Here is a 17,150-nt window from a genome sequence, read left to right as displayed (position 1 = left end):
CTGCGGATCCCCTTGTCCCGACCGATCGTTCGGTTACTCTAACTCTGTCCGCCTGTCCTTGCCCAGCTCACTGAGGAGTTGGTCCGCCATGGCCGCCGATCTTGCCGCCGACCTCACCGCCCAGCAGCTCACCGAGAAGCATCGGCCCACGCTGGACCGGGCCCTCGAAGCGATCCGCACCCGCGACTACTGGTCCCCTCACCCCGAGCACCCCAAGGCGTACGGGGAGAACGGCACCGTCAGCGCCGCCGACGGCAAGGCCGCCTTCGACGCCCTGCTCGGCAGCCGCCTCGACCTGGGCCAGCCCGGCACCGACGACTGGACGGGCGGCGAGGTCTCCCCGTTCGGCCCGGAGCTCGGCGTCGAGTACCCGCACGCCGACATCGACGTCCTGCTCCCCGCGATGCGCGCGGGCATGGCCGCGTGGCGCGAGGCGGGGGCCGAGACCCGTGCCCTCGTCTGCCTGGAGATCCTCGCCCGCATCAGCGCCCGTACGCACGAGTTCGCGCACGCGGTCATGCACACCAGCGGCCAGGCCTTCATGATGGCGTTCCAGGCCGGCGGCCCGCACGCCCAGGACCGCGGCCTGGAGGCCGTGGCATACGCGTACGAAGAGCAGACCCGCACCCCGAAGACCGCCGACTGGTCCAAGCCCCAGGGCAAGCGCGACCCGCTCGAGCTGCGCAAGACCTTCACGCCCGTCGCGCGCGGCATCGCGCTGCTGATCGGCTGCAACACGTTCCCGACCTGGAACGGCTACTCCGGCCTCTTCGCCTCGCTGGCCACCGGCAACCCCGTCCTGGTCAAGCCCCACCCGCGCGCGGTGCTGCCGCTGGCCCTGACGGTGAAGGTCGCGCGCGAGGTCCTGGCCGAGGCGGGCTTCGACCCGAACCTGGTCGCCCTGGCCGCCGAACGCCCCGGTGAGGGCATCGCCAAGACCCTGGCGGTACACCCCGAGATCAAGATCATCGACTACACCGGCTCCACCGCCTTCGGCGACTGGCTGGAGACGCACGCCCGCCAGGCCCAGGTCTACACGGAGAAGGCCGGCGTCAACACGGTCGTCATCGACTCCACCGGCGACTACAAGGGCATGCTGTCCAACCTGGCCTTCTCGCTGTCCCTGTACAGCGGCCAGATGTGCACCACCCCGCAGAACCTGCTCATCCCCCGCGACGGCATCACCACCGACGCCGGCCCCAGGACATACGACGAGGTCGTCTCCGACCTCGCCGCCTCCGTCGCCGGCCTCCTCGGTGACGATGCCCGCGCCAACGCCCTGCTGGGCGCGCTGGTCAACCCCGACGTCAAGGCCCGCCTGGAGGCGGCGGCAGGTCTCGGCGAGGTCGCCCTGGCCTCGCGCGAGGTGGCCAACCCCGAATTCCCGGACGCGGTGGTCCGTACGCCCGTCATCGTCAAGCTCGACGGCAGCAAGCCCGACGACGAGGCCGCGTACATGTCCGAGTGCTTCGGCCCGGTGTCCTTCGCCGTCGCTGTCGACTCCACCGGCGACGCGGTGGAGCTGCTGCGCCGCACGGTCCGCGACAAGGGCGCGATGACGGTCGGCGCGTACACGACGTCGGCCGAGACCGAGCGCGCGCTCGAGGAGGTCTGCCTGGAAGAGTCGGCTCAGCTCTCGCTGAACCTCACCGGCGGCGTCTACGTCAACCAGACAGCGGCGTTCTCCGACTTCCACGGCTCCGGCGGCAACCCGGCGGCGAACGCCGCGCTGTGCGACGGCGCGTTCGTCTCGAACCGCTTCCGAGTGGTCGAGGTGCGCCGGGAGGCGTGACGAGGGGCGGGTCGCGGCATTCGGTGTGACCCGGGAAAACATCGTGGCCCGTACTTCACCTACGGGCCACGACGTTCTCTGCCTCGGCGCTACGGGCGCGGGTTGATCACTACACCCATTTCGCGCAGGACCTCTGCGATCTGTCGCGCGGAGCCCCTGACATGGGCATCACCGATCGACAGGAACATACTGCCTACGTCGGCCACTTCAGCCTCCGGCTGGACCCTCCTGGGTGCCGGAACGTCAGGGTCCGTGAGCCGCCGTACGACATCGACGAAACGGATGGTCCCGCAGGGCCGAAGCGGCCGACTGCCCCGGATGCCGTGACGCTCGATCTCCGGGCAGCGGTAGTACGGGCCGAACGGCGGCCCGCAGTCCTCGTCCTTGGCCGGGATGCAGACGTCCATCTCGCCGTGCTGGCAGTGGACGGTCCCGTCGGACATCACGGTGATGTCCTTGTCGACGGCCTGACCCGCGTCGGCGACAACGTGGACCTGCTGCCCGATGGCCTCGGCAAGCGTCTCGGCCATACGGGCCTGCTGGGCATCGAGGTCGGTGTCGCCGCGCCGGATGGACGGCAGCAGCTCGGCGGTGACCCACCGCTGGAACGGCTTCGCTGCAGGCTTTCGCGACCGCATGATCAGCGTGTAGAGGCCTGCCTCGCTGACCACGTTGAGCCGGCTTGGGTCGCGGCGACAATCGGCTTGACCTGCTGAAACGACGCCACGGTAGATTGAATCTACGGTCGCGACATTCAGCTCGACTGTCTGGATGTCCTCCGGTTCCACGATCTTGCGGGCGTCCCCGGGGTTCTCGATTCCGAGAACCCCGTAGACGTCCACAATGGCGAACCAGGGATCACTGCCGATCAGAACAACCCTGATGGGCTGACCGGTCACGGGGAACTCAGCCCGGACCAGGACCGGCCCCGTAGCGTCGCGATCCATGCGCGCTCCGACCGACTGCAGCAGTCGCAGCCGCACGCGGTGCGCAACCTCGCTTCCCGACAGAAGCATGGCCAGCACCAGCGCTGAGCGGGTCGTGAGGACTCCGAGCGCGCGCCCGAGCGCCTTCCGCTCCGGCATGTTGACCGCGAGGAACTCCTTCAGCTCCTCGCCCTGGAGCTGCCGGTAGCCGTAGCCACCGAGCTCCCCTGCATGTTTGCGGACGACGCGGCGCATTACCACCGCGTCGATCTCGAAGTACTCGGCGAGCAGCGCCGCCGTCGTGTGTTCACCGTCAGGGAGCAGCGGCAGTTGCTTGACCCGGTCGAGCGCCTCGGTCCGGTGGCTCAGCGACGCGCGCACGGCGCGCGTCTCCAGCAGAGCTTGTTCCGTATACATGGATGTGCCCTCCAGCAGGGCTCAGGTACGTGCAGGGACATGCCCTGACCCCGGGCTCAGGAGCGGAGATCGGCTCATCCTTTTCCACGTACCCCACCACCGGCCGCCCCCGACGTACCGGCAACATCCACCGAAAATCCTCGACGTCACATGCTCCAGTTGCCTCCGCGCATACGTTCCAACGACACGGCAGTCCGAAGGTCACGCATTCGGTTCATCGGAATTCACGGGCTCCGGTCCACCCCAGTGGAACAAGGTCATCGCCACACTCGTCGCCAGGTTGTAGCTCGACACCTGTGGTCGCATGGGCAGGGCCACCAGCTCGGTCGCCCGGCTCCGGAGCTCCGGCGAGATCCCGTGCCGCTCCGAGCCGAACGCGATCAGAGCGTCGTCGGGGATCACCAGTGATCTGATGTCCCGCCCCTCCGGGTCCAGGGCGTACAGCGGGCCGGGCGGCAGGGCGTCGAGGGGCAGCCGTTCGACGGCCGTGGCGTAGTGGAGTCCCGCGCCGGCGCGTACGACATTCGGGTGCCAGGGGTCCATGTCACCGGTCGTGACCACGCCTGTCGCCCCGAATCCGGCGGCGAGCCGGACCACGGCCCCCACGTTCCCGAGGTTGCGCGGGTTGTCCAGGACGACCACCGGGGACCTGCGGGGCAGCCGCGACAGGATGGCCAGGTTCGTCGGCGCGCTGGGCCGGACGGCCAATGCGGCCACCCCGGTCGGGTGAACCTTCGTCACCATGTCCCGCAGGGTGTGCGCCGGGACCTCGACCACGGACTCGTTCAGCACGTCGGTCAGGTCGTCGGCCAGTTCCGCCGCCAGCTTCAGCACGGCTGCCTTGTCGCTGGTGACTGCCAGCCGCACGTCCGCGCCGAAGCGCAGGGCGTGCTTCAGCGCGTGGAAGCCGTCGAGCAGCACGGCAGTCGGTGCGGTCTCCCGCCACAGCTGCGCGGTGGTCCAGGCGTCGTCCTCGGTCATGGCCTCAGCCTACGGGGGCGTTTTCGCTGCTCAGCCCACGAAGGTGCGGGTGGTCTCCGACTCCGGCGCACGCCGCTGCCGGGGTAGCGCGATCACCCGCCCCAGAAGCCGCTCCCGCCCGCGTCGTGACCAGCCGCCGAGGCGGAGCAGGAAGCCGGTCGGCAGGAAGACCGCGTCGGCCGCGATCATCGCCATCGAGAAGAAGGGCAACCCCAGCAGAACGGCGATGCCCGCGTGCTCCAGCATCATCACGGCGAGCAGCACGTTCTTGACCCGACGGTTGAAGAGGGTGAAGGGGAAGGCGACCTGCGCCGCGACCGTGCCGTAGGTCACCACCATGACGATCACACCGCTGGCGCCGAGCACATCGGAGAGCGCCGGCCAGGGGGAGAAGTAGTCCAGGTTCAGCGGGTAGTAGAGGGCCGTGCCGTCCTGCCAGCGGGAGCCCTGGATCTTGTACCAGCCGGCGGTGGCGTAGACGAGGCAGACCTCCGCCATGATCACGACGAGAGCGGCGTTGTGGGTGAGGTTGGCGATGACGTCCAGCAGGACGTGTCCCTGGCTGCCCGGCTCGTAGCGGCGCACCGCCCACCACACGCCCTGCGCGATCCACAGCACCCAGAACAGTGCGAGCAGCCACAGCTCCCCGCCGATCCCGTCCATGGCGGTGCGGACGGCGAGGACGACGCCGAGCACACACCACAGGACCGGACCCGCCCAGTCCCGGACCGGACGGCCCGTCGCCGCTGCCCGGGCCGCCCGGCGGGCGTCCAGGGACCACACCTGGGCGCAGCGCGTGAAGACCAGGTAGAGCGCCATCAGGTGGATGACGTTGTCGCCGCCGTCACCGACGAAGACGCTGCGGTTCTGCAGCGACAGCACGCCGACCATGAAGAGCACGGACATGGTGCGGGTGTGCCAGCCGAGCAGCAGCAGCGCGCTGGAGAGAACGGCGACGGCATACACGATCTCGAACCAGACCGTGCTGTCCGACCACAGAAGGGCTGAGAAGGCATGGTTGTCCGCGGCGAGCTGCTGGGCCATGTCCCAGCTCCACGGGCCGTCCGGACCGTACAGCTCGTGGCGGTGCGGCAGTTCGCGCAGCAGGAAGAGCAGCCAGGTGGCGGCGAAGCCGATCCGGACGACGGCGCTCTGGTACGGGCCGAGGGCGCGGGCGGTGACGCGCTGGACGGCGCGCGCCAGCCGCGGCTGAAGGTCGGCGGAGATCACCGGCTCGCCTCCGTGCGGTCGTCACGGGCGGCGCGGTCCGCGTCGGACAGATCCGCCGCGGTCACCGTCCACCATGGCAGGACCCGGTAGTACGGCCGGGTGTCGGTCTTCTCCCCGCTCCAGGCCGGGGCCGCCACCGAGCGGGTCACGGATCTGACCTGGATGCGTTCGACGGTGCCTCCGTCGTGCTGGGAGCCGAGGCGGAGCATGACGATGCGGCGGATGTACTGCTCGGAGAGCTCTCCGCGTTCACCGTTCGGCCGGTTGTCTTCGGTGTGGGAGTTCACATAGAAGTCCCAGGCGCGGCGGAGCTCGTTCTGGGTGGTGTGGCTGGGCAGGGGATTGCCACGGATCTTCTCGATGTCGAGGGCGGTGAGGTCTATCCAGCCGGTGGTGCTGCGGTCGCCGGCCGGGGTGCGGATCTCGGCGCGTGCCTGGACCGCGATGTTCTGCTGGAGTGGATTGGGAGCGAAGAGCTTCCAGTTCTGCTCGAACTCGGGGTAGACCCAGGCGTTGACCGCCTTGGCGTGCCGCTTGCTGAGCGTGTTGGACGGGGCGACGTGCAGGAAGACCATCGCGAGGTGTGCGCAGGCCAGGATGCCGATGGCCGCGAGCATGACGGCGGCCACGATCCGGTACGGAAGCGACAGCGCGCCGATGCCGCACAGAACACCGGCGCCCAGCCCGGTATCCGCCTTGCCGTCGTACGAGTCCACTCCCGCCCCACTCCTCGGAGGCCCCCACGGCCTCCGCCCGCTCCGTTATCCACAGGGTTGACACCCTACGGGCCGCCGACCCACCATTGAAGCCAATGAACCGAACGATCGGTCGGTAGGGGGCCACGATGGCGACAGCGGCTACGGACCACATGGCGGACGAGTTGTACGGAACGCCGGAAGCGCGCGAGGCGGCGTTCGATGCCGCCGTGGCCGCGGACGAGCGCATCGAGCCTCGCGACTGGATGCCCGAGGCCTACCGCGCCTCTCTGGTCCGCCAGATGGCGCAGCACGCACACTCCGAAATCATCGGCATGCAGCCCGAGGCCAACTGGATCACCCGCGCGCCCTCGCTGCGGCGCAAGGCGATCCTGATGGCCAAGGTGCAGGACGAGGCGGGCCACGGGCTGTATCTGTACAGCGCGACGGAAACGCTCGGCGCCAGCCGCGACGAGCTGCTCGACAAGCTGCACTCCGGCCGTCAGAAGTATTCGTCGATCTTCAATTACCCGACGCTGACCTGGGCCGACGTCGGCGCCATCGGCTGGCTGGTGGACGGCGCCGCGATCACCAACCAGGTGCCGCTGTGCCGCTGCTCGTATGGTCCGTACGCCCGCGCCATGGTCCGGATCTGCAAGGAGGAGTCCTTCCACCAGCGCCAGGGGTACGAGCTGCTGCTCGCCCTGAGCAAGGGCACGCCGGAGCAGCACGAGATGGCTCAGGATGCCGTGAACCGCTGGTGGTGGCCGTCGCTGATGATGTTCGGCCCATCGGACGACGAGTCGGCCCATTCGGCGCAGTCCATGGCGTGGAAGATCAAGCGGCATTCGAACGACGAGCTGCGTCAGCGCTTCGTGGACATCTGCGTCCCGCAGGCCGAGACGCTGGGGCTCACACTGCCCGACCCGGACCTCAGGTGGAACGAGGAACGCGGGCACCACGACTTCGGGGCGATCGACTGGGACGAGTTCTGGAACGTCGTGAAGGGCAACGGGCCGTGCAACGAGCAGCGGCTCACACAGCGGCGCCGGGCGCACGAGGAAGGCGCCTGGGTCAGGGATGCGGCGGCCGCGTACGCCGCGAAGCACGGAGGGGCGAAGGCATGAGCAGCTCGAAGGACTGGCCGCTGTGGGAGGTGTTCGTGCGCTCGCGCCGCGGACTGTCCCACACCCACGCGGGAAGCCTGCACGCGCCGGACGCCCGGATGGCGCTGCGCAATGCCCGCGATCTGTACACACGCAGGAATGAAGGCGTCTCGATCTGGGTGGTGCCGTCCACGGAGATCATCGCTTCGTCGCCCGACGAGAAGGACCCGTTCTTCGAACCGGCCGCCGACAAGCCCTACCGCCACCCGACCTTCTACGAGATCCCGGAAGGGGTGAAGCACCTGTGACCACGACCGTGAGCAGCTCGCACGGCGCCGCTCTGGCCCTCGGCGACGACGCCCTGGTGCTCTCGCACCGGCTGGGGGAGTGGGCGGGCCACGCTCCCGTCCTGGAGGAGGAGGTCGCCCTCGCCAATATCGCGCTCGACCTGCTGGGCCAGGCGCGGACGCTGCTGTCCCTGATCGGCGACGAGGACGAGCTTGCGTTCCTCCGCGAGGAGCGCGCCTTCCGCAATCTCCAGCTGGTCGAGCAGCCCAACGGCGACTTCGCCCACACCATCGCCCGCCAGCTGTACTTCTCCACCTTCCAGCGGCTGCTGTACGCGCAGCTCGCGGCGGATGGGAACGAGCTCGCCGGGCTCGCGGCGAAGGCGGTCAAGGAAGTCGCCTACCACCAGGACCACGCCGAGCAGTGGACGCTGCGGCTCGGCGACGGCACCGAGGAGAGCCACGAGCGCATGCAGCGCGCGCTGGACGCGCTGTGGCGGTTCACCGGCGAGATGTTCCAGCCCCTCGACGGGCTCGACGTCGACTGGCAGCGGATCAAGGACGACTGGCACCGGAGCGTCAGCGCCGTTCTGGAGCGGGCCACGCTCACCGTGCCAAAGGGACCGCAGACCAGTGCCTGGGCGGCCGGTGCCGGACGTCAGGGCCTGCACACCGAGCCATTCGGGCGGATGCTCGCCGAGATGCAGCATCTGCACCGCAGCCACCCGGGGGCGTCATGGTGACCACCACGCCCCTGGAAGAGGAGCTGCGTCGGCTCGCCGGCGCCGTCCCCGACCCGGAGCTGCCGGTGCTGACCCTGGAGGAACTGGGGGTGCTGCGCGGGGTGCAGGTGCTCGGACCCGGCAGGGTCGAGGTGGCACTGACCCCGACCTACACCGGCTGCCCGGCGGTCGAGGCCATGTCCTCGGACATCGAGCGGGTGCTGCACGAGCACGGCATACCCGATGTCTCGGTCGTCAAGGTCCTCACCCCAGCCTGGTCGACGGACGACATCAGCGCGGAAGGGCGCCGCAAGCTCGCGGAGTTCGGCATAGCGCCGCCCCGGCCGCACGCGGCCGAGGGTCCGGTGTCCCTCTCGCTGTCGGTGCGCTGCCCGCACTGCGGCTCGACCGACACCGAGCTGCTGAGCCGGTTCTCCTCCACCGCCTGCAAGGCGCTGCGCCGCTGCGCAAGCTGCCGCGAACCGTTCGACCACTTCAAGGAGTTGTAGATGCTGCCCTCAAGCGCCGGACGGGCCGGGTTCCATCCGCTCCGGGTCAGCGAGGTCGAGCGGCTCACGGACGACTCGGTGGCCGTCACCTTCGAGGTGCCTTCCGAGCTGCGTGAGACGTTCCGGCACACGCCCGGCCAGCACCTCGCCCTGCGCCGTACAGTGCGGGGCGAAGAGATCAGACGTACGTACTCGATCTGCTCCCCGGCCACGGCCGACGGCGGGCCGGCGCTGCTGCGGGTCGGCATCCGGCAGGTCGACGGCGGCGAATTCTCGACGTACGCCCTCAAGGAGCTGGCGGTCGGCGACACCGTCGAAGTCATGCCCCCGATGGGCCGGTTCGTGTTGGAGCCGCGCGACGGGCACTTCGCGGCGATCGTCGGCGGCAGCGGCATCACACCGGTGCTGTCGATCGCGAGCACGCTGCTCGCGCGCCGCCCGGACGCCCAGTTCTGCCTGATACGCAGTGACCGCACCGCGGCCTCCACGATGTTCCTGGAGGAAGTCGCCGACCTCAAGGACCGCTACCCCGACCGTTTCCAGCTGGTCACCGCGCTGTCCCGGGAGGAGCAGCAGGCTGGACTGCCGTCCGGACGGCTGGACGAGGAGCGGCTGACCGCGCTGCTGCCCGCCCTGCTGCCAGTGGCGGACATGGACGGCTGGTTCCTGTGCGGTCCGATCGGGCTCGTCCAGGGCGCCGAGCGGGCCCTGAGCGGTCTAGGCGTCGAACGTGCCCGTATCCACGAGGAGATCTTCCACGTCGACGCCGCGCCCGCACCGGCCGCTGTCGCGTCTCCCGAGCACAGCACGCTCACCGCGACGCTCGACGGCCGCTCCGGCAACTGGCCGGTGCAGGACGGCGAAACACTGCTGGAGACCGTGCTGCGGGCCCGCTCGGACGCGCCGTACGCGTGCAAGGGCGGGGTATGCGGGACCTGCCGGGCCTTCCTGGTCAAGGGCGAGGTCCGAATGGACCGCAACTTCGCGCTGGAGGCGGACGAGACCGAGGCGGGCTATGTGCTGGCCTGTCAGTCGCATCCGCTCACCACGGAGGTGGAGCTGGACTTCGACCGCTGACCGTCCGGTCCCGGCGCCGGAGCACGGCGGCGCCGGGGCCGTTCCGGCGGCCGACCCGGAACCGAACCGCTGAACCGAACCGCTGAACCGGCCTGCGGGAACCGGACCCGCGGGCCCGGGCTACAGCACGAAGGCCGGGCCGCCGCTGTCGGTGACCATGGGGCGCCCGGCGCCCTCCCACGCGAGCATCCCGCCGTCGACGTTCACGGCGTCGATGCCCTGCTGCACCAGATACTGGGTGACCTGCGCGGACCGGCCGCCGACCCGGCACATCACATGCACCCGGCGGCCGCCCTCGATGGCCTCGGTCAGCTCACCGAACCGGGCCACGAAATCGCTCATCGGAATGTGCAGAGCGCTCTCCGCATGCCCGGCCTGCCATTCGTTGTCCTCGCGGACGTCGAGCAGGAAGTCGTCACCTGAGAGCTGGTCGACACCGACCGTGGGCACAGATCCGAAATGCATGGCTTCGACGTTACCGGATCGGACCGCCGGTCAGCTCTGCCAGCTCGGCCTCCCGCTCGGCGACCTGGGCCAGCAGCTGCTCGGCGATCTCCTCCAGCAGCCGGTCCGGATCGTCGGGTGCCATCCTGAGCATCGCCCCGATCGCCCCCTCCTCCAGCTCACGGGCGAGCAGGGTCAGCAGCTCCTTACGCTGGGAGAGCCACTCCAGACGGGCGTAGAGCTCCTCGCTCTCGGTCGGGCGCTGATCCTGCGGCACCGGGCCGGCCTCCCACTCGGCGACCAGTTCCCGCAGCAGCGTCTCGTCACCGCGCCCGTACGCGGCATTGACCCGGGCGATGAACTCGTCGCGCCGCGCCCGCTCCTTGTCGTCCCGGGCGAGATCCGGATGTGTCCTGCGGGCCAGCTCGCGGTAGAGCCTGCGGGCCTCCTCGCTCGGCCGTACCCGCTTCGGCGGCTGCACCGGCCGGTCCGTCAGCATCGCGGCGGCCTCCGGCGACAGCCCCTCGGAGTCGAGCCAGTCGTGGAACAACTCCTCGACACCCGGCATGGGCAGCACCGCGGCACGCGCCTCCTGCGCCTTGCGCACATCCTCGGGATCACCGGTGCGGGCCGCCCGCGCCTCCGCGATCAGTGCGTCCAGCTCGTCCAGGCGCGCATACATCGGCCCCAGCTTCTGATGATGGAGCCGGGAGAAGTTCTCCACCTCGACCCGGAAGGTCTCCACCGCGATCTCGAACTCGATCAGTGCCTGTTCGGCCGCGCGCACGGCCTTCTCCAGCCGCGCCTCGGGGCGCTGGGCGCCCGGCGCGTCGTCGTTCCGGGTCGTCGTCTCCCCGGGAGCTTCCTGCGTCACCCGACCAGCGTAGGGCAGAGCGGTACGGCCCGGACGGGTGGCCGCACCGACTCCCCGTCACACCCCCAGCTCTGCCGCGACACGGCCTTCCCTCACGGCCGCCACCAACCTCGCATGATCCGCTTCCGTTCGGTCCGCGTACGCCACCGCGAAAGAGGCCACCGCCTCGTCCAGCTCGTCGCTCTTGCCGCAGTAGCCCGCGAGCAGCCGGGGATCGACGCTGTGCGCATGCGCCCGCGCCAGCAGCGCGCCCGTCATCCGCCCGTAGTCGTCCAGCTGGTCCGCCGCCAGCGCTGCCGGGTCCACGCTTCCCTTGCGGTTCCTGAACTGCCGCACCTGGAAAGGCTGGTCCTCCACCGTCGTCCAGCCCAGCAGAATGTCGCTGACCACCTGCATCCGCTTCTGCCCCAGCACCACCCGGCGCCCTTCGTGCCCGGCCCCGGCCGCCTCGAAGCCCGCCTTCGGCAGATACGGCAGCAGCGCCGAGGGCCGGGCCTCCTTCACCTGGAGCACCAACGGCTCGCCCCGGTGGTCGAGCAGCAGCACCACGTACGAGCGGGTGCCGACACTGCCGGTGCCGACCACCCGGAACGCCACGTCATGGATCACATACCGGGCGAGCAGCGGCAGCCGGTCCTCGGACAGCGTGCCCAGATACGCACCGAGCGCACCGGCGACCGCTGCCGCCTCCGCGTCCGGCACCCTGCGCAGCACCGGCGGGGCGTCCACGAAGCGCCGGCGGCCGTCCGGCCCGGTCTCCGTCGACTTGGCGGCGAACCGCGCGCTGGTGTTGTTACGGGCCTTCTCCGAAACCCGCTCCAGCGTGCCCACCAGATCCCGCGCGTCCGTGTGCGAGACGAGTTCCTCGTCCGCGATGGCGTTCCACGCGTCCAGCACCGGAAGCTTCGCCATCAGCCGCATCGTGCGCCGGTACGCGCCCACCGCGTCGAACGCCGCCTCCCGGCACACGTCCTCGCCGGCCCCGGCCTCCCGGCCGGCCAGCACCAGCGAGGCGGCGAGCCGCTTGACGTCCCACTCCCACGGGCCGACCGCGGTCTCGTCGAAGTCGTTCAGGTCGATGACGAGCCTGCCCCGCGCGTCCGCGTACAGGCCGAAGTTGGCCGCGTGCGCGTCCCCGCAGATCTGGGCACCCACCCCGGTGACCGCCGTGCCCGCCAGGTCATGGGCCATCAGCCCGGCGGCGCCGCGTAGAAAGGCGAAGGGCGAGGCGGCCATCCGGCCCACCCGTATGGGTGTGAGCTCCGGCACCCGGCCGCGGTTGGACTCCTCGACGGCCTGCACCGCGTCGGGCCGGCCGGGCGCGAGCACCAGGGCGCCGTGCGAGGAACGGGGCACCCGGGCGCGCAGCGACTTGCCCTCCGCCTTCGCCGACCCGCCGTCGCCTCGCCGAGCGAATCCCGGCACCACCGGAATGCGCATGCCCCGGTCGTACCCCGCCGCCGGCTTCACCGGCACCACCTGCTCGGCCCCAGCCATGGCGCCGCCTCCCCGCTCTTGTGCACCATCAATTGCCGACGACCGTACCGCCGCGCCAGGACACGCGTCTCCCCCTGTGGACAACCTTCGCGGCGCCCGCGCGGCCCGGCCGCGTCACAGCTCCGCGTCCCGCGCCAGCAGCGCCGCCTGCACCCGGTTCTCGCAGCCCAGCTTCGCCAGGATCCGGCTGACGTACGTCTTCACGGTCGCCTCGCTCATATGGATCCGCCGCCCGGCGTCCGCGTTCGACAGCCCCTCCCCGAGCAGCGCCAGTACCTCGCGCTCCCGCTCGGAGAGCACCGCGATCCGCTGCCGCGCCGTCTCGCCCCGGTCCGTGCCGCCGGCCGCCCCCGCCACCATCGACTCCACCACGTGCCGGGTCGCCCCGGGCGACAGATACGCGTCGCCCGCCGCGGCCGCCCGCACCGCCCGGATCAGCTCGGCGGGCGCCGAGTCCTTCAACAGGAATCCCGCGCCCCCGTGCTGCACCGCCCGCAGAACGTTCTCGCGCGCCCCGAACGTCGTCAGTATCAGCACCCGCGTCCCGGGCACCGCCCGGCGCAGCTCGGCCAGGGCCGTGAGCCCGTCCATCACCGGCATCTGGATGTCGAGGAGCACCACGTCCGGCGCGTGCGAGCGCGCCAGCTCCACCGCCTCACGGCCGTTCGTCCCTTCGGCGATCACCTCGATCGCCGGGTCCGACGTCAGAATCATGCGGATCCCGGCACGGATCAGAGGTTCGTCATCGGCGATCACGATCCTGATACGCGCCCCCGCCGCGGCCGTGTCCACCCCTCCGCTCGGACCTGTCACTCGTACTCCCTCAACCGGTCGGCACTACCGCTCGATCTCGTAGGCCTTCTTCTCGATCAGCTTGCCGCCCTTGAAGCAGAAGCGGAAAACCGGTTCGGCGCTCCAGGTGCTGCCGTTCTCCGCGGACATCGTCACCAGGCACTCGGAGCCCGCCGGCCGTGCGGGACCCTTCTTGTCCAGCCCCGCCGTCACCCAGCTCTCGCCCGACGGCAGCCGTTCACGCACCGACTTCTCCGAGTCGCCGACGTGTATCGCGTCGTACTCGCTCCGCTCGACCAACTCGTCCATCACATCCCCGGCCACGGAGTAGATCCCGAAACCGAGAGCCACCATCAGCAGCACGAGCACCCCGAAAGCGATACCGCAGCCGATCGCGATCCCTGCCCCCGTGCTCATGCCGTTCTTGCCGCTCATTCCCAGCTCCCTCTCCGTCAAGGTCCAGTCCGTCACCGGACCACCGTGGCGAAGAGGAACCACCGGCGACTGCTGCCGGAAGTCGTCGGCGGCATCGACGAACGGCGCGATCCGCTGCGCCTCGCCACCGAGCGCCCCCGGCCCGTACGGCAGCACGCCCGCCACCCGGAAGCCCCCGCCGTCGACCGGACCCGCGTGGACCATGCCGCCCACCAGCCGGGCCCGCTCGCGCAGCCCCGTCAGCCCCTGGCCGCCGCTGACCACCTCGCCCGCCGGCCGGTCCGCGGGACCGTTGGCGATCTCGACGACGAGAGAATCCGGCTCGTACCGCAACTCCACCGTGATCGGCACACCCGGCGCATGCTTGTACGCATTGGTGAGCGCCTCCTGCACGATCCGGTACGCCGCATGGTCGGCGGCCGCCGCCACCGGACGCGGCGCACCGCTGCACCGCAGCGCCACCTCCGTACCCGCCGAACGCGATGCCTCCACCAGGCCCTCGACCCCGGCGACGCCCCGTGCCGCCGGCTGCGCCTCATCGGCGGCCGTCGGCGCCTCCACGCCGTCCCTGAGGATGCCGACGGCCGCGCGCAGCTCGTGCATCGCTGCCACCGAGGCGTCGCGCAGCACCCCGACCGCCTCGCGCTGCCGTTCCGTCAGCCCGGGGTCCACCTCCAGCGCCCCCGTGTGCACGGAGATCAACGCCAGCTGATGGCCGAGGCTGTCGTGCATGTCCTGGGCGATCCGCTGCCGCTCGCGCAGCCGCGCCTGCCCCTCCACCATCGTCCGCTCGCGCAGCAGCTGCGCATTGCGCTCCTGCAGGGCGTGCAGCAGGGTGCGGCGCTGTGTCCAGTAGCGGCTGGCGAGGCCGGGCACGACCGTGGTCGCCAGGAAGTAGAGGCTGGTGAACAGCGCCAGCGTCAGCGGCCGCAGCGTCTCCCGCTGCATGACGGCCGTCATCGCCATATAACCGGCGTACGAGACCGTGAACGCAGCCAGCGCCCGCCCCGCCCCGATGATCCTGCGGCCCCCCGACCAGCCGGCCAGGATGAGGAGCAGAGCCGTCCCCGCCCACACACCGCCCAGGAATCCCGTCACCACGAGCACACTCGCGGGCAGCCTGCACCGCAACAGGCCCAGCACCGCCACGGCCACCGCCACCGCGGCGATCCGCGGCCCCCGCGCGCCTGTCACGTCCTCGATACCGGCGGCCAGCAGCGCCATCACGACGGCGAGCACCAGTTCGCCCGCCAGCCGCCGACGGGACCACAATTCCGGCCTGGCCGGCCACTTCCATCGCGCCCGGAGCTTCATCACAGCGTCCACGCCCCGACCCTAGGCACCGGGCCCGACGTGACACTGTCCACTTTCGTCTCGGTGCACAGTGACCAACGTCGCGCGCACAGCCGCACCGACAAAGCGGAGCGGCCCCCGTCGACTTCCGTCGACGGGGGCCGCTCCGTATGGTGCGCGAGGGGGGAGTTGAACCCCCACGCCCTTGCGGGCACTGGAACCTGAATCCAGCGCGTCTGCCTATTCCGCCACCCGCGCATTGGGTGTGTCTTCCGGACCTCTCACCTTTTGGCGCGGCGCCTTCCGACATGCAGAACATTAGCACGTCCCCGCAGGTGCCTTCACATCCCTTGTTCCCGGTCGGCCGGCCGACCGGCATGAAGGCAGCGGAAACGGGAACGCGATCCCCGCTCCACCCACTCCTCCTGAGTGCACCCCGGGTGCGGGACACTGTCCATGGGCCACCTCTACGATCCGTGTGAGAGGTGACACCCGCCCACTGGGCAGACAAGGGGAACCAGCCGATTTCCCGACGCGTGGATACGATCAGTAAGCAGTACCAGGACGACAACGACGGAGGAGGTGCCCCATGGGAGTCCTGAAGCGTTTCGAGCAGCGTCTCGAAGGTCTGGTCAACGGCACCTTCGCGAAGGTGTTCAAGTCCGAGGTCCAGCCCGTCGAGATCGCCGGCGCGCTCCAGCGCGAGTGCGACAACAACGCCAGCATCTGGAACCGCGAGCGGACCGTCGTCCCCAACGACTTCATCGTGGAGCTCAGCGCCCCCGACTACGAGCGCCTCAGCCCGTACTCCGGCCAGCTCAGCGACGAGCTCTCCGGACTCGTACGCGACTACGCCAAGCAGCAGCGCTACACCTTCATGGGCCCCATCAAGGTGCACCTCGAAAAGGCCGACGACCTCGACACCGGCCTGTACCGGGTACGCAGCCGCACCCTCGCCTCCAGTGCCTCCCAGCCGCAGGCCCCCCAGGGAGCCCCGCAGCAAGCGCCCCGCCGCCCCCAGGGAGCCCCCGGCGGCTACGGCTACCCGCCGGCCGCCGCACCGCCCATGCCGGCCGCACCGCCGGGCGCCGGCCGCGCCGGCGCCCCCATGAACCACCGTCCCACCGCCCCCGGCGCGACGCCGGGCGGCGGCCAGGTACGGCGCTGGATCGAGATCAACGGCACCCGCCACCAGATCTCCCGCCCGACGCTGGTGCTGGGCCGCAGCACCGAGGCCGACGTGCGGATCGACGACCCCGGCGTCTCCCGCCGGCACTGCGAGATCCGGACCGGAACGCCCTCGACGATCCAGGATCTCGGGTCCACCAACGGCATCGTGGTGGACGGGCAGCACACCACCCGCGCTACGCTCCGCGACGGCTCGCGGATCGTCGTGGGCAGCACAACCATCGTTTACCGGCAAGCCGAAGGATGAAGCGGGGGCAATGTCAGAGCTGACCCTGACGGTCATGCGGCTGGGTTTCCTGGCCGTACTGTGGCTGTTCGTGATCGTGGCCGTACAGGTCATCCGCAGCGACCTGTTCGGTACGCGCGTCACGCAGCGCGGCTCACGCCGCGCCGCCGACAACCGCCCACAGCAGGCACGGCAGAGCGCCGCCGCGCCCCCGCAACAGCGCCAGCGCCGAGGTGCCCCGACCAAACTGGTCGTCTCCGAGGGCACCCTCACCGGCACCACCGTGGCGCTGCAGGGGCAGACCATCACCCTGGGCCGGGCGCACGACTCGACGATCGTCCTCGACGACGACTACGCGTCCAGCAGGCATGCCAGGATCTACCCGGACCGTGACGGCAATTGGATCGTCGAGGATCTCGGGTCCACCAACGGCACATATCTCGACCGGACCCGACTCACCACCCCGACCCCGATTCCGCTGGGCGCGCCGATCCGCATCGGCAAGACCGTCATCGAGCTGCGGAAGTAGTACGACAATGAGCGAGCGGAGCGAGCGAGCCGCGCAGGTCCCCACCCTGGACCCGCACCGGCTCCCGACCGGAGGGTGGGCAGTGTGGCTCAAGACCGGTTGTATCCGGAGCAGCCGACGGGCGAGGTGC

At 70.4% G+C, this 17,150-nt stretch carries 17 protein-coding genes and 1 tRNA gene; 8 read left to right on the top strand and 10 right to left on the bottom strand.

The genetic code is table 11. The annotated features are described in order from the left end of the window. Window positions 1-88: 88 nt before the first annotated feature. Complete coding sequence (paaN, locus tag ABD858_RS16660; protein ID WP_345038188.1) at window positions 89-1,792, top strand: phenylacetic acid degradation protein PaaN; 1,704 nt, start codon at window positions 89-91, stop codon at window positions 1,790-1,792. 89 nt (window positions 1,793-1,881) lie between these two features. Here the strand turns inward: paaN and ABD858_RS16655 are convergent, their stop codons facing one another. The 4 genes from ABD858_RS16655 to ABD858_RS16640 all read right to left on the bottom strand — a co-directional run bounded on the left by ABD858_RS16655 (window position 1,882) and on the right by ABD858_RS16640 (window position 6,062). Beyond that, window positions 1,882-3,135, bottom strand: a complete 1,254-nt coding sequence (locus ABD858_RS16655; protein ID WP_345038186.1) for a BRO-N domain-containing protein — start codon at window positions 3,133-3,135, stop codon at window positions 1,882-1,884. A 201-nt stretch (window positions 3,136-3,336) separates the two neighbouring features. After that, entirely contained in the window at window positions 3,337-4,116 is a 780-nt protein-coding gene (locus ABD858_RS16650; protein ID WP_345038184.1) for a TrmH family RNA methyltransferase, read from the bottom strand. A gap of 30 nt (window positions 4,117-4,146) precedes the next feature. Continuing rightward, the gene (locus tag ABD858_RS16645; protein WP_425586332.1) at window positions 4,147-5,343 is read right to left on the bottom strand and encodes an HTTM domain-containing protein; all 1,197 of its coding nucleotides are present in this window, start codon (window positions 5,341-5,343) and stop codon (window positions 4,147-4,149) included. After that, a complete protein-coding gene (locus tag ABD858_RS16640) occupies window positions 5,343-6,062 on the bottom strand; it encodes a DUF5819 family protein (protein ID WP_345038179.1) in 720 nt (239 codons plus the stop codon). Before ABD858_RS16640 ends, ABD858_RS16645 begins: the two co-directional genes overlap by 1 nt. A gap of 128 nt (window positions 6,063-6,190) precedes the next feature. On the opposite strand from ABD858_RS16640, the gene paaA reads away from it, so the two are divergent. The 5 genes from paaA to ABD858_RS16615 are packed head-to-tail and all read left to right on the top strand — an operon-like array spanning window position 6,191 to window position 9,742. Beyond that, on the top strand, window positions 6,191-7,168 hold the full coding sequence (gene paaA, locus ABD858_RS16635) for a 1,2-phenylacetyl-CoA epoxidase subunit PaaA (RefSeq protein WP_425586209.1): 978 nt from the start codon (window positions 6,191-6,193) through the stop codon (window positions 7,166-7,168). Next, the gene (gene paaB / locus ABD858_RS16630) at window positions 7,165-7,455 is read left to right on the top strand and encodes a 1,2-phenylacetyl-CoA epoxidase subunit PaaB (RefSeq protein ID WP_345038177.1); all 291 of its coding nucleotides are present in this window, start codon (window positions 7,165-7,167) and stop codon (window positions 7,453-7,455) included. Before paaA ends, paaB begins: the two co-directional genes overlap by 4 nt. Next, complete coding sequence (paaC, locus tag ABD858_RS16625) at window positions 7,452-8,177, top strand: 1,2-phenylacetyl-CoA epoxidase subunit PaaC (RefSeq protein ID WP_345038175.1); 726 nt, start codon at window positions 7,452-7,454, stop codon at window positions 8,175-8,177. The genes paaB and paaC overlap by 4 nt, the downstream gene beginning before the upstream one ends. Beyond that, on the top strand, window positions 8,171-8,665 hold the full coding sequence (gene paaD, locus ABD858_RS16620) for a 1,2-phenylacetyl-CoA epoxidase subunit PaaD (RefSeq protein WP_345038173.1): 495 nt from the start codon (window positions 8,171-8,173) through the stop codon (window positions 8,663-8,665). Before paaC ends, paaD begins: the two co-directional genes overlap by 7 nt. After that, window positions 8,666-9,742 carry a 2Fe-2S iron-sulfur cluster-binding protein gene (locus ABD858_RS16615; protein ID WP_345038171.1) on the top strand — a complete coding sequence of 359 codons (1,077 nt, stop codon included), beginning with the start codon at window positions 8,666-8,668 and terminating at the stop codon, window positions 9,740-9,742. Window positions 9,743-9,862: 120 nt separating this feature from the next. Here the strand turns inward: ABD858_RS16615 and ABD858_RS16610 are convergent, their stop codons facing one another. The 6 genes from ABD858_RS16610 to ABD858_RS16585 all read right to left on the bottom strand — a co-directional run bounded on the left by ABD858_RS16610 (window position 9,863) and on the right by ABD858_RS16585 (window position 15,335). Next, entirely contained in the window at window positions 9,863-10,207 is a 345-nt protein-coding gene (locus ABD858_RS16610) for a rhodanese-like domain-containing protein (protein ID WP_345038169.1), read from the bottom strand. A 10-nt stretch (window positions 10,208-10,217) separates the two neighbouring features. Further along, window positions 10,218-11,060: a J domain-containing protein gene (locus ABD858_RS16605; protein ID WP_345038167.1), complete on the bottom strand. Its 843-nt coding sequence runs from the start codon at window positions 11,058-11,060 to the stop codon at window positions 10,218-10,220. A 57-nt stretch (window positions 11,061-11,117) separates the two neighbouring features. Next, entirely contained in the window at window positions 11,118-12,557 is a 1,440-nt protein-coding gene (locus ABD858_RS16600) for a DUF2252 domain-containing protein (RefSeq protein ID WP_345038164.1), read from the bottom strand. A 114-nt stretch (window positions 12,558-12,671) separates the two neighbouring features. Beyond that, on the bottom strand, window positions 12,672-13,313 hold the full coding sequence (locus ABD858_RS16595) for a response regulator transcription factor (protein WP_425586331.1): 642 nt from the start codon (window positions 13,311-13,313) through the stop codon (window positions 12,672-12,674). Window positions 13,314-13,394: 81 nt separating this feature from the next. Further along, window positions 13,395-15,098, bottom strand: coding sequence for a sensor histidine kinase (locus ABD858_RS16590; protein ID WP_345044597.1), 1,704 nt, complete (start codon window positions 15,096-15,098; stop codon window positions 13,395-13,397). Window positions 15,099-15,248: 150 nt separating this feature from the next. Further along, window positions 15,249-15,335 (bottom strand) — tRNA-Leu (locus ABD858_RS16585). Window positions 15,336-15,666: 331 nt separating this feature from the next. Here ABD858_RS16585 and ABD858_RS16580 point away from each other — a divergent pair. After that, entirely contained in the window at window positions 15,667-16,512 is an 846-nt protein-coding gene (locus ABD858_RS16580; RefSeq protein ID WP_345038160.1) for an FHA domain-containing protein, read from the top strand. Window positions 16,513-16,522: 10 nt separating this feature from the next. After that, window positions 16,523-17,020: an FHA domain-containing protein FhaB/FipA gene (locus ABD858_RS16575; RefSeq protein ID WP_345038156.1), complete on the top strand. Its 498-nt coding sequence runs from the start codon at window positions 16,523-16,525 to the stop codon at window positions 17,018-17,020. The last annotated feature ends 130 nt before the right edge of the window (window positions 17,021-17,150 follow it).

Origin of the sequence: Streptomyces sannanensis, from assembly GCF_039536205.1 — a bacterium.
In the GTDB taxonomy this organism is placed as follows: domain Bacteria; phylum Actinomycetota; class Actinomycetes; order Streptomycetales; family Streptomycetaceae; genus Streptomyces; species Streptomyces sannanensis.
The sequence above is the reverse complement of the archived record's forward strand: the minus strand, read 5'-3'. Positions and strand labels throughout refer to the sequence as shown.

Bases quoted from the DNA above. Each gene is read 5' to 3' on its own strand.
- paaD (WP_345038173.1), top strand. From the start codon at position 8,171: ATGGTGACCACCACGCCCCTGGAAGAGGAGCTGCGTCGGCTCGCCGGC.
- ABD858_RS16650 (WP_345038184.1), bottom strand. From the start codon at position 4,116: ATGACCGAGGACGACGCCTGGACCACCGCGCAGCTGTGGCGGGAGACC.
- paaB (WP_345038177.1), top strand. From the start codon at position 7,165: ATGAGCAGCTCGAAGGACTGGCCGCTGTGGGAGGTGTTCGTGCGCTCG.
- ABD858_RS16580 (WP_345038160.1), top strand. From the start codon at position 15,667: ATGGGAGTCCTGAAGCGTTTCGAGCAGCGTCTCGAAGGTCTGGTCAAC.
- ABD858_RS16615 (WP_345038171.1), top strand. From the start codon at position 8,666: ATGCTGCCCTCAAGCGCCGGACGGGCCGGGTTCCATCCGCTCCGGGTC.
- ABD858_RS16600 (WP_345038164.1), bottom strand. From the start codon at position 12,557: ATGGCTGGGGCCGAGCAGGTGGTGCCGGTGAAGCCGGCGGCGGGGTAC.
- ABD858_RS16575 (WP_345038156.1), top strand. From the start codon at position 16,523: ATGTCAGAGCTGACCCTGACGGTCATGCGGCTGGGTTTCCTGGCCGTA.
- paaA (WP_425586209.1), top strand. From the start codon at position 6,191: ATGGCGACAGCGGCTACGGACCACATGGCGGACGAGTTGTACGGAACG.
- ABD858_RS16610 (WP_345038169.1), bottom strand. From the start codon at position 10,207: ATGCATTTCGGATCTGTGCCCACGGTCGGTGTCGACCAGCTCTCAGGT.
- ABD858_RS16590 (WP_345044597.1), bottom strand. From the start codon at position 15,098: ATGAAGCTCCGGGCGCGATGGAAGTGGCCGGCCAGGCCGGAATTGTGG.
- ABD858_RS16655 (WP_345038186.1), bottom strand. From the start codon at position 3,135: ATGTATACGGAACAAGCTCTGCTGGAGACGCGCGCCGTGCGCGCGTCG.
- paaN (WP_345038188.1), top strand. From the start codon at position 89: ATGGCCGCCGATCTTGCCGCCGACCTCACCGCCCAGCAGCTCACCGAG.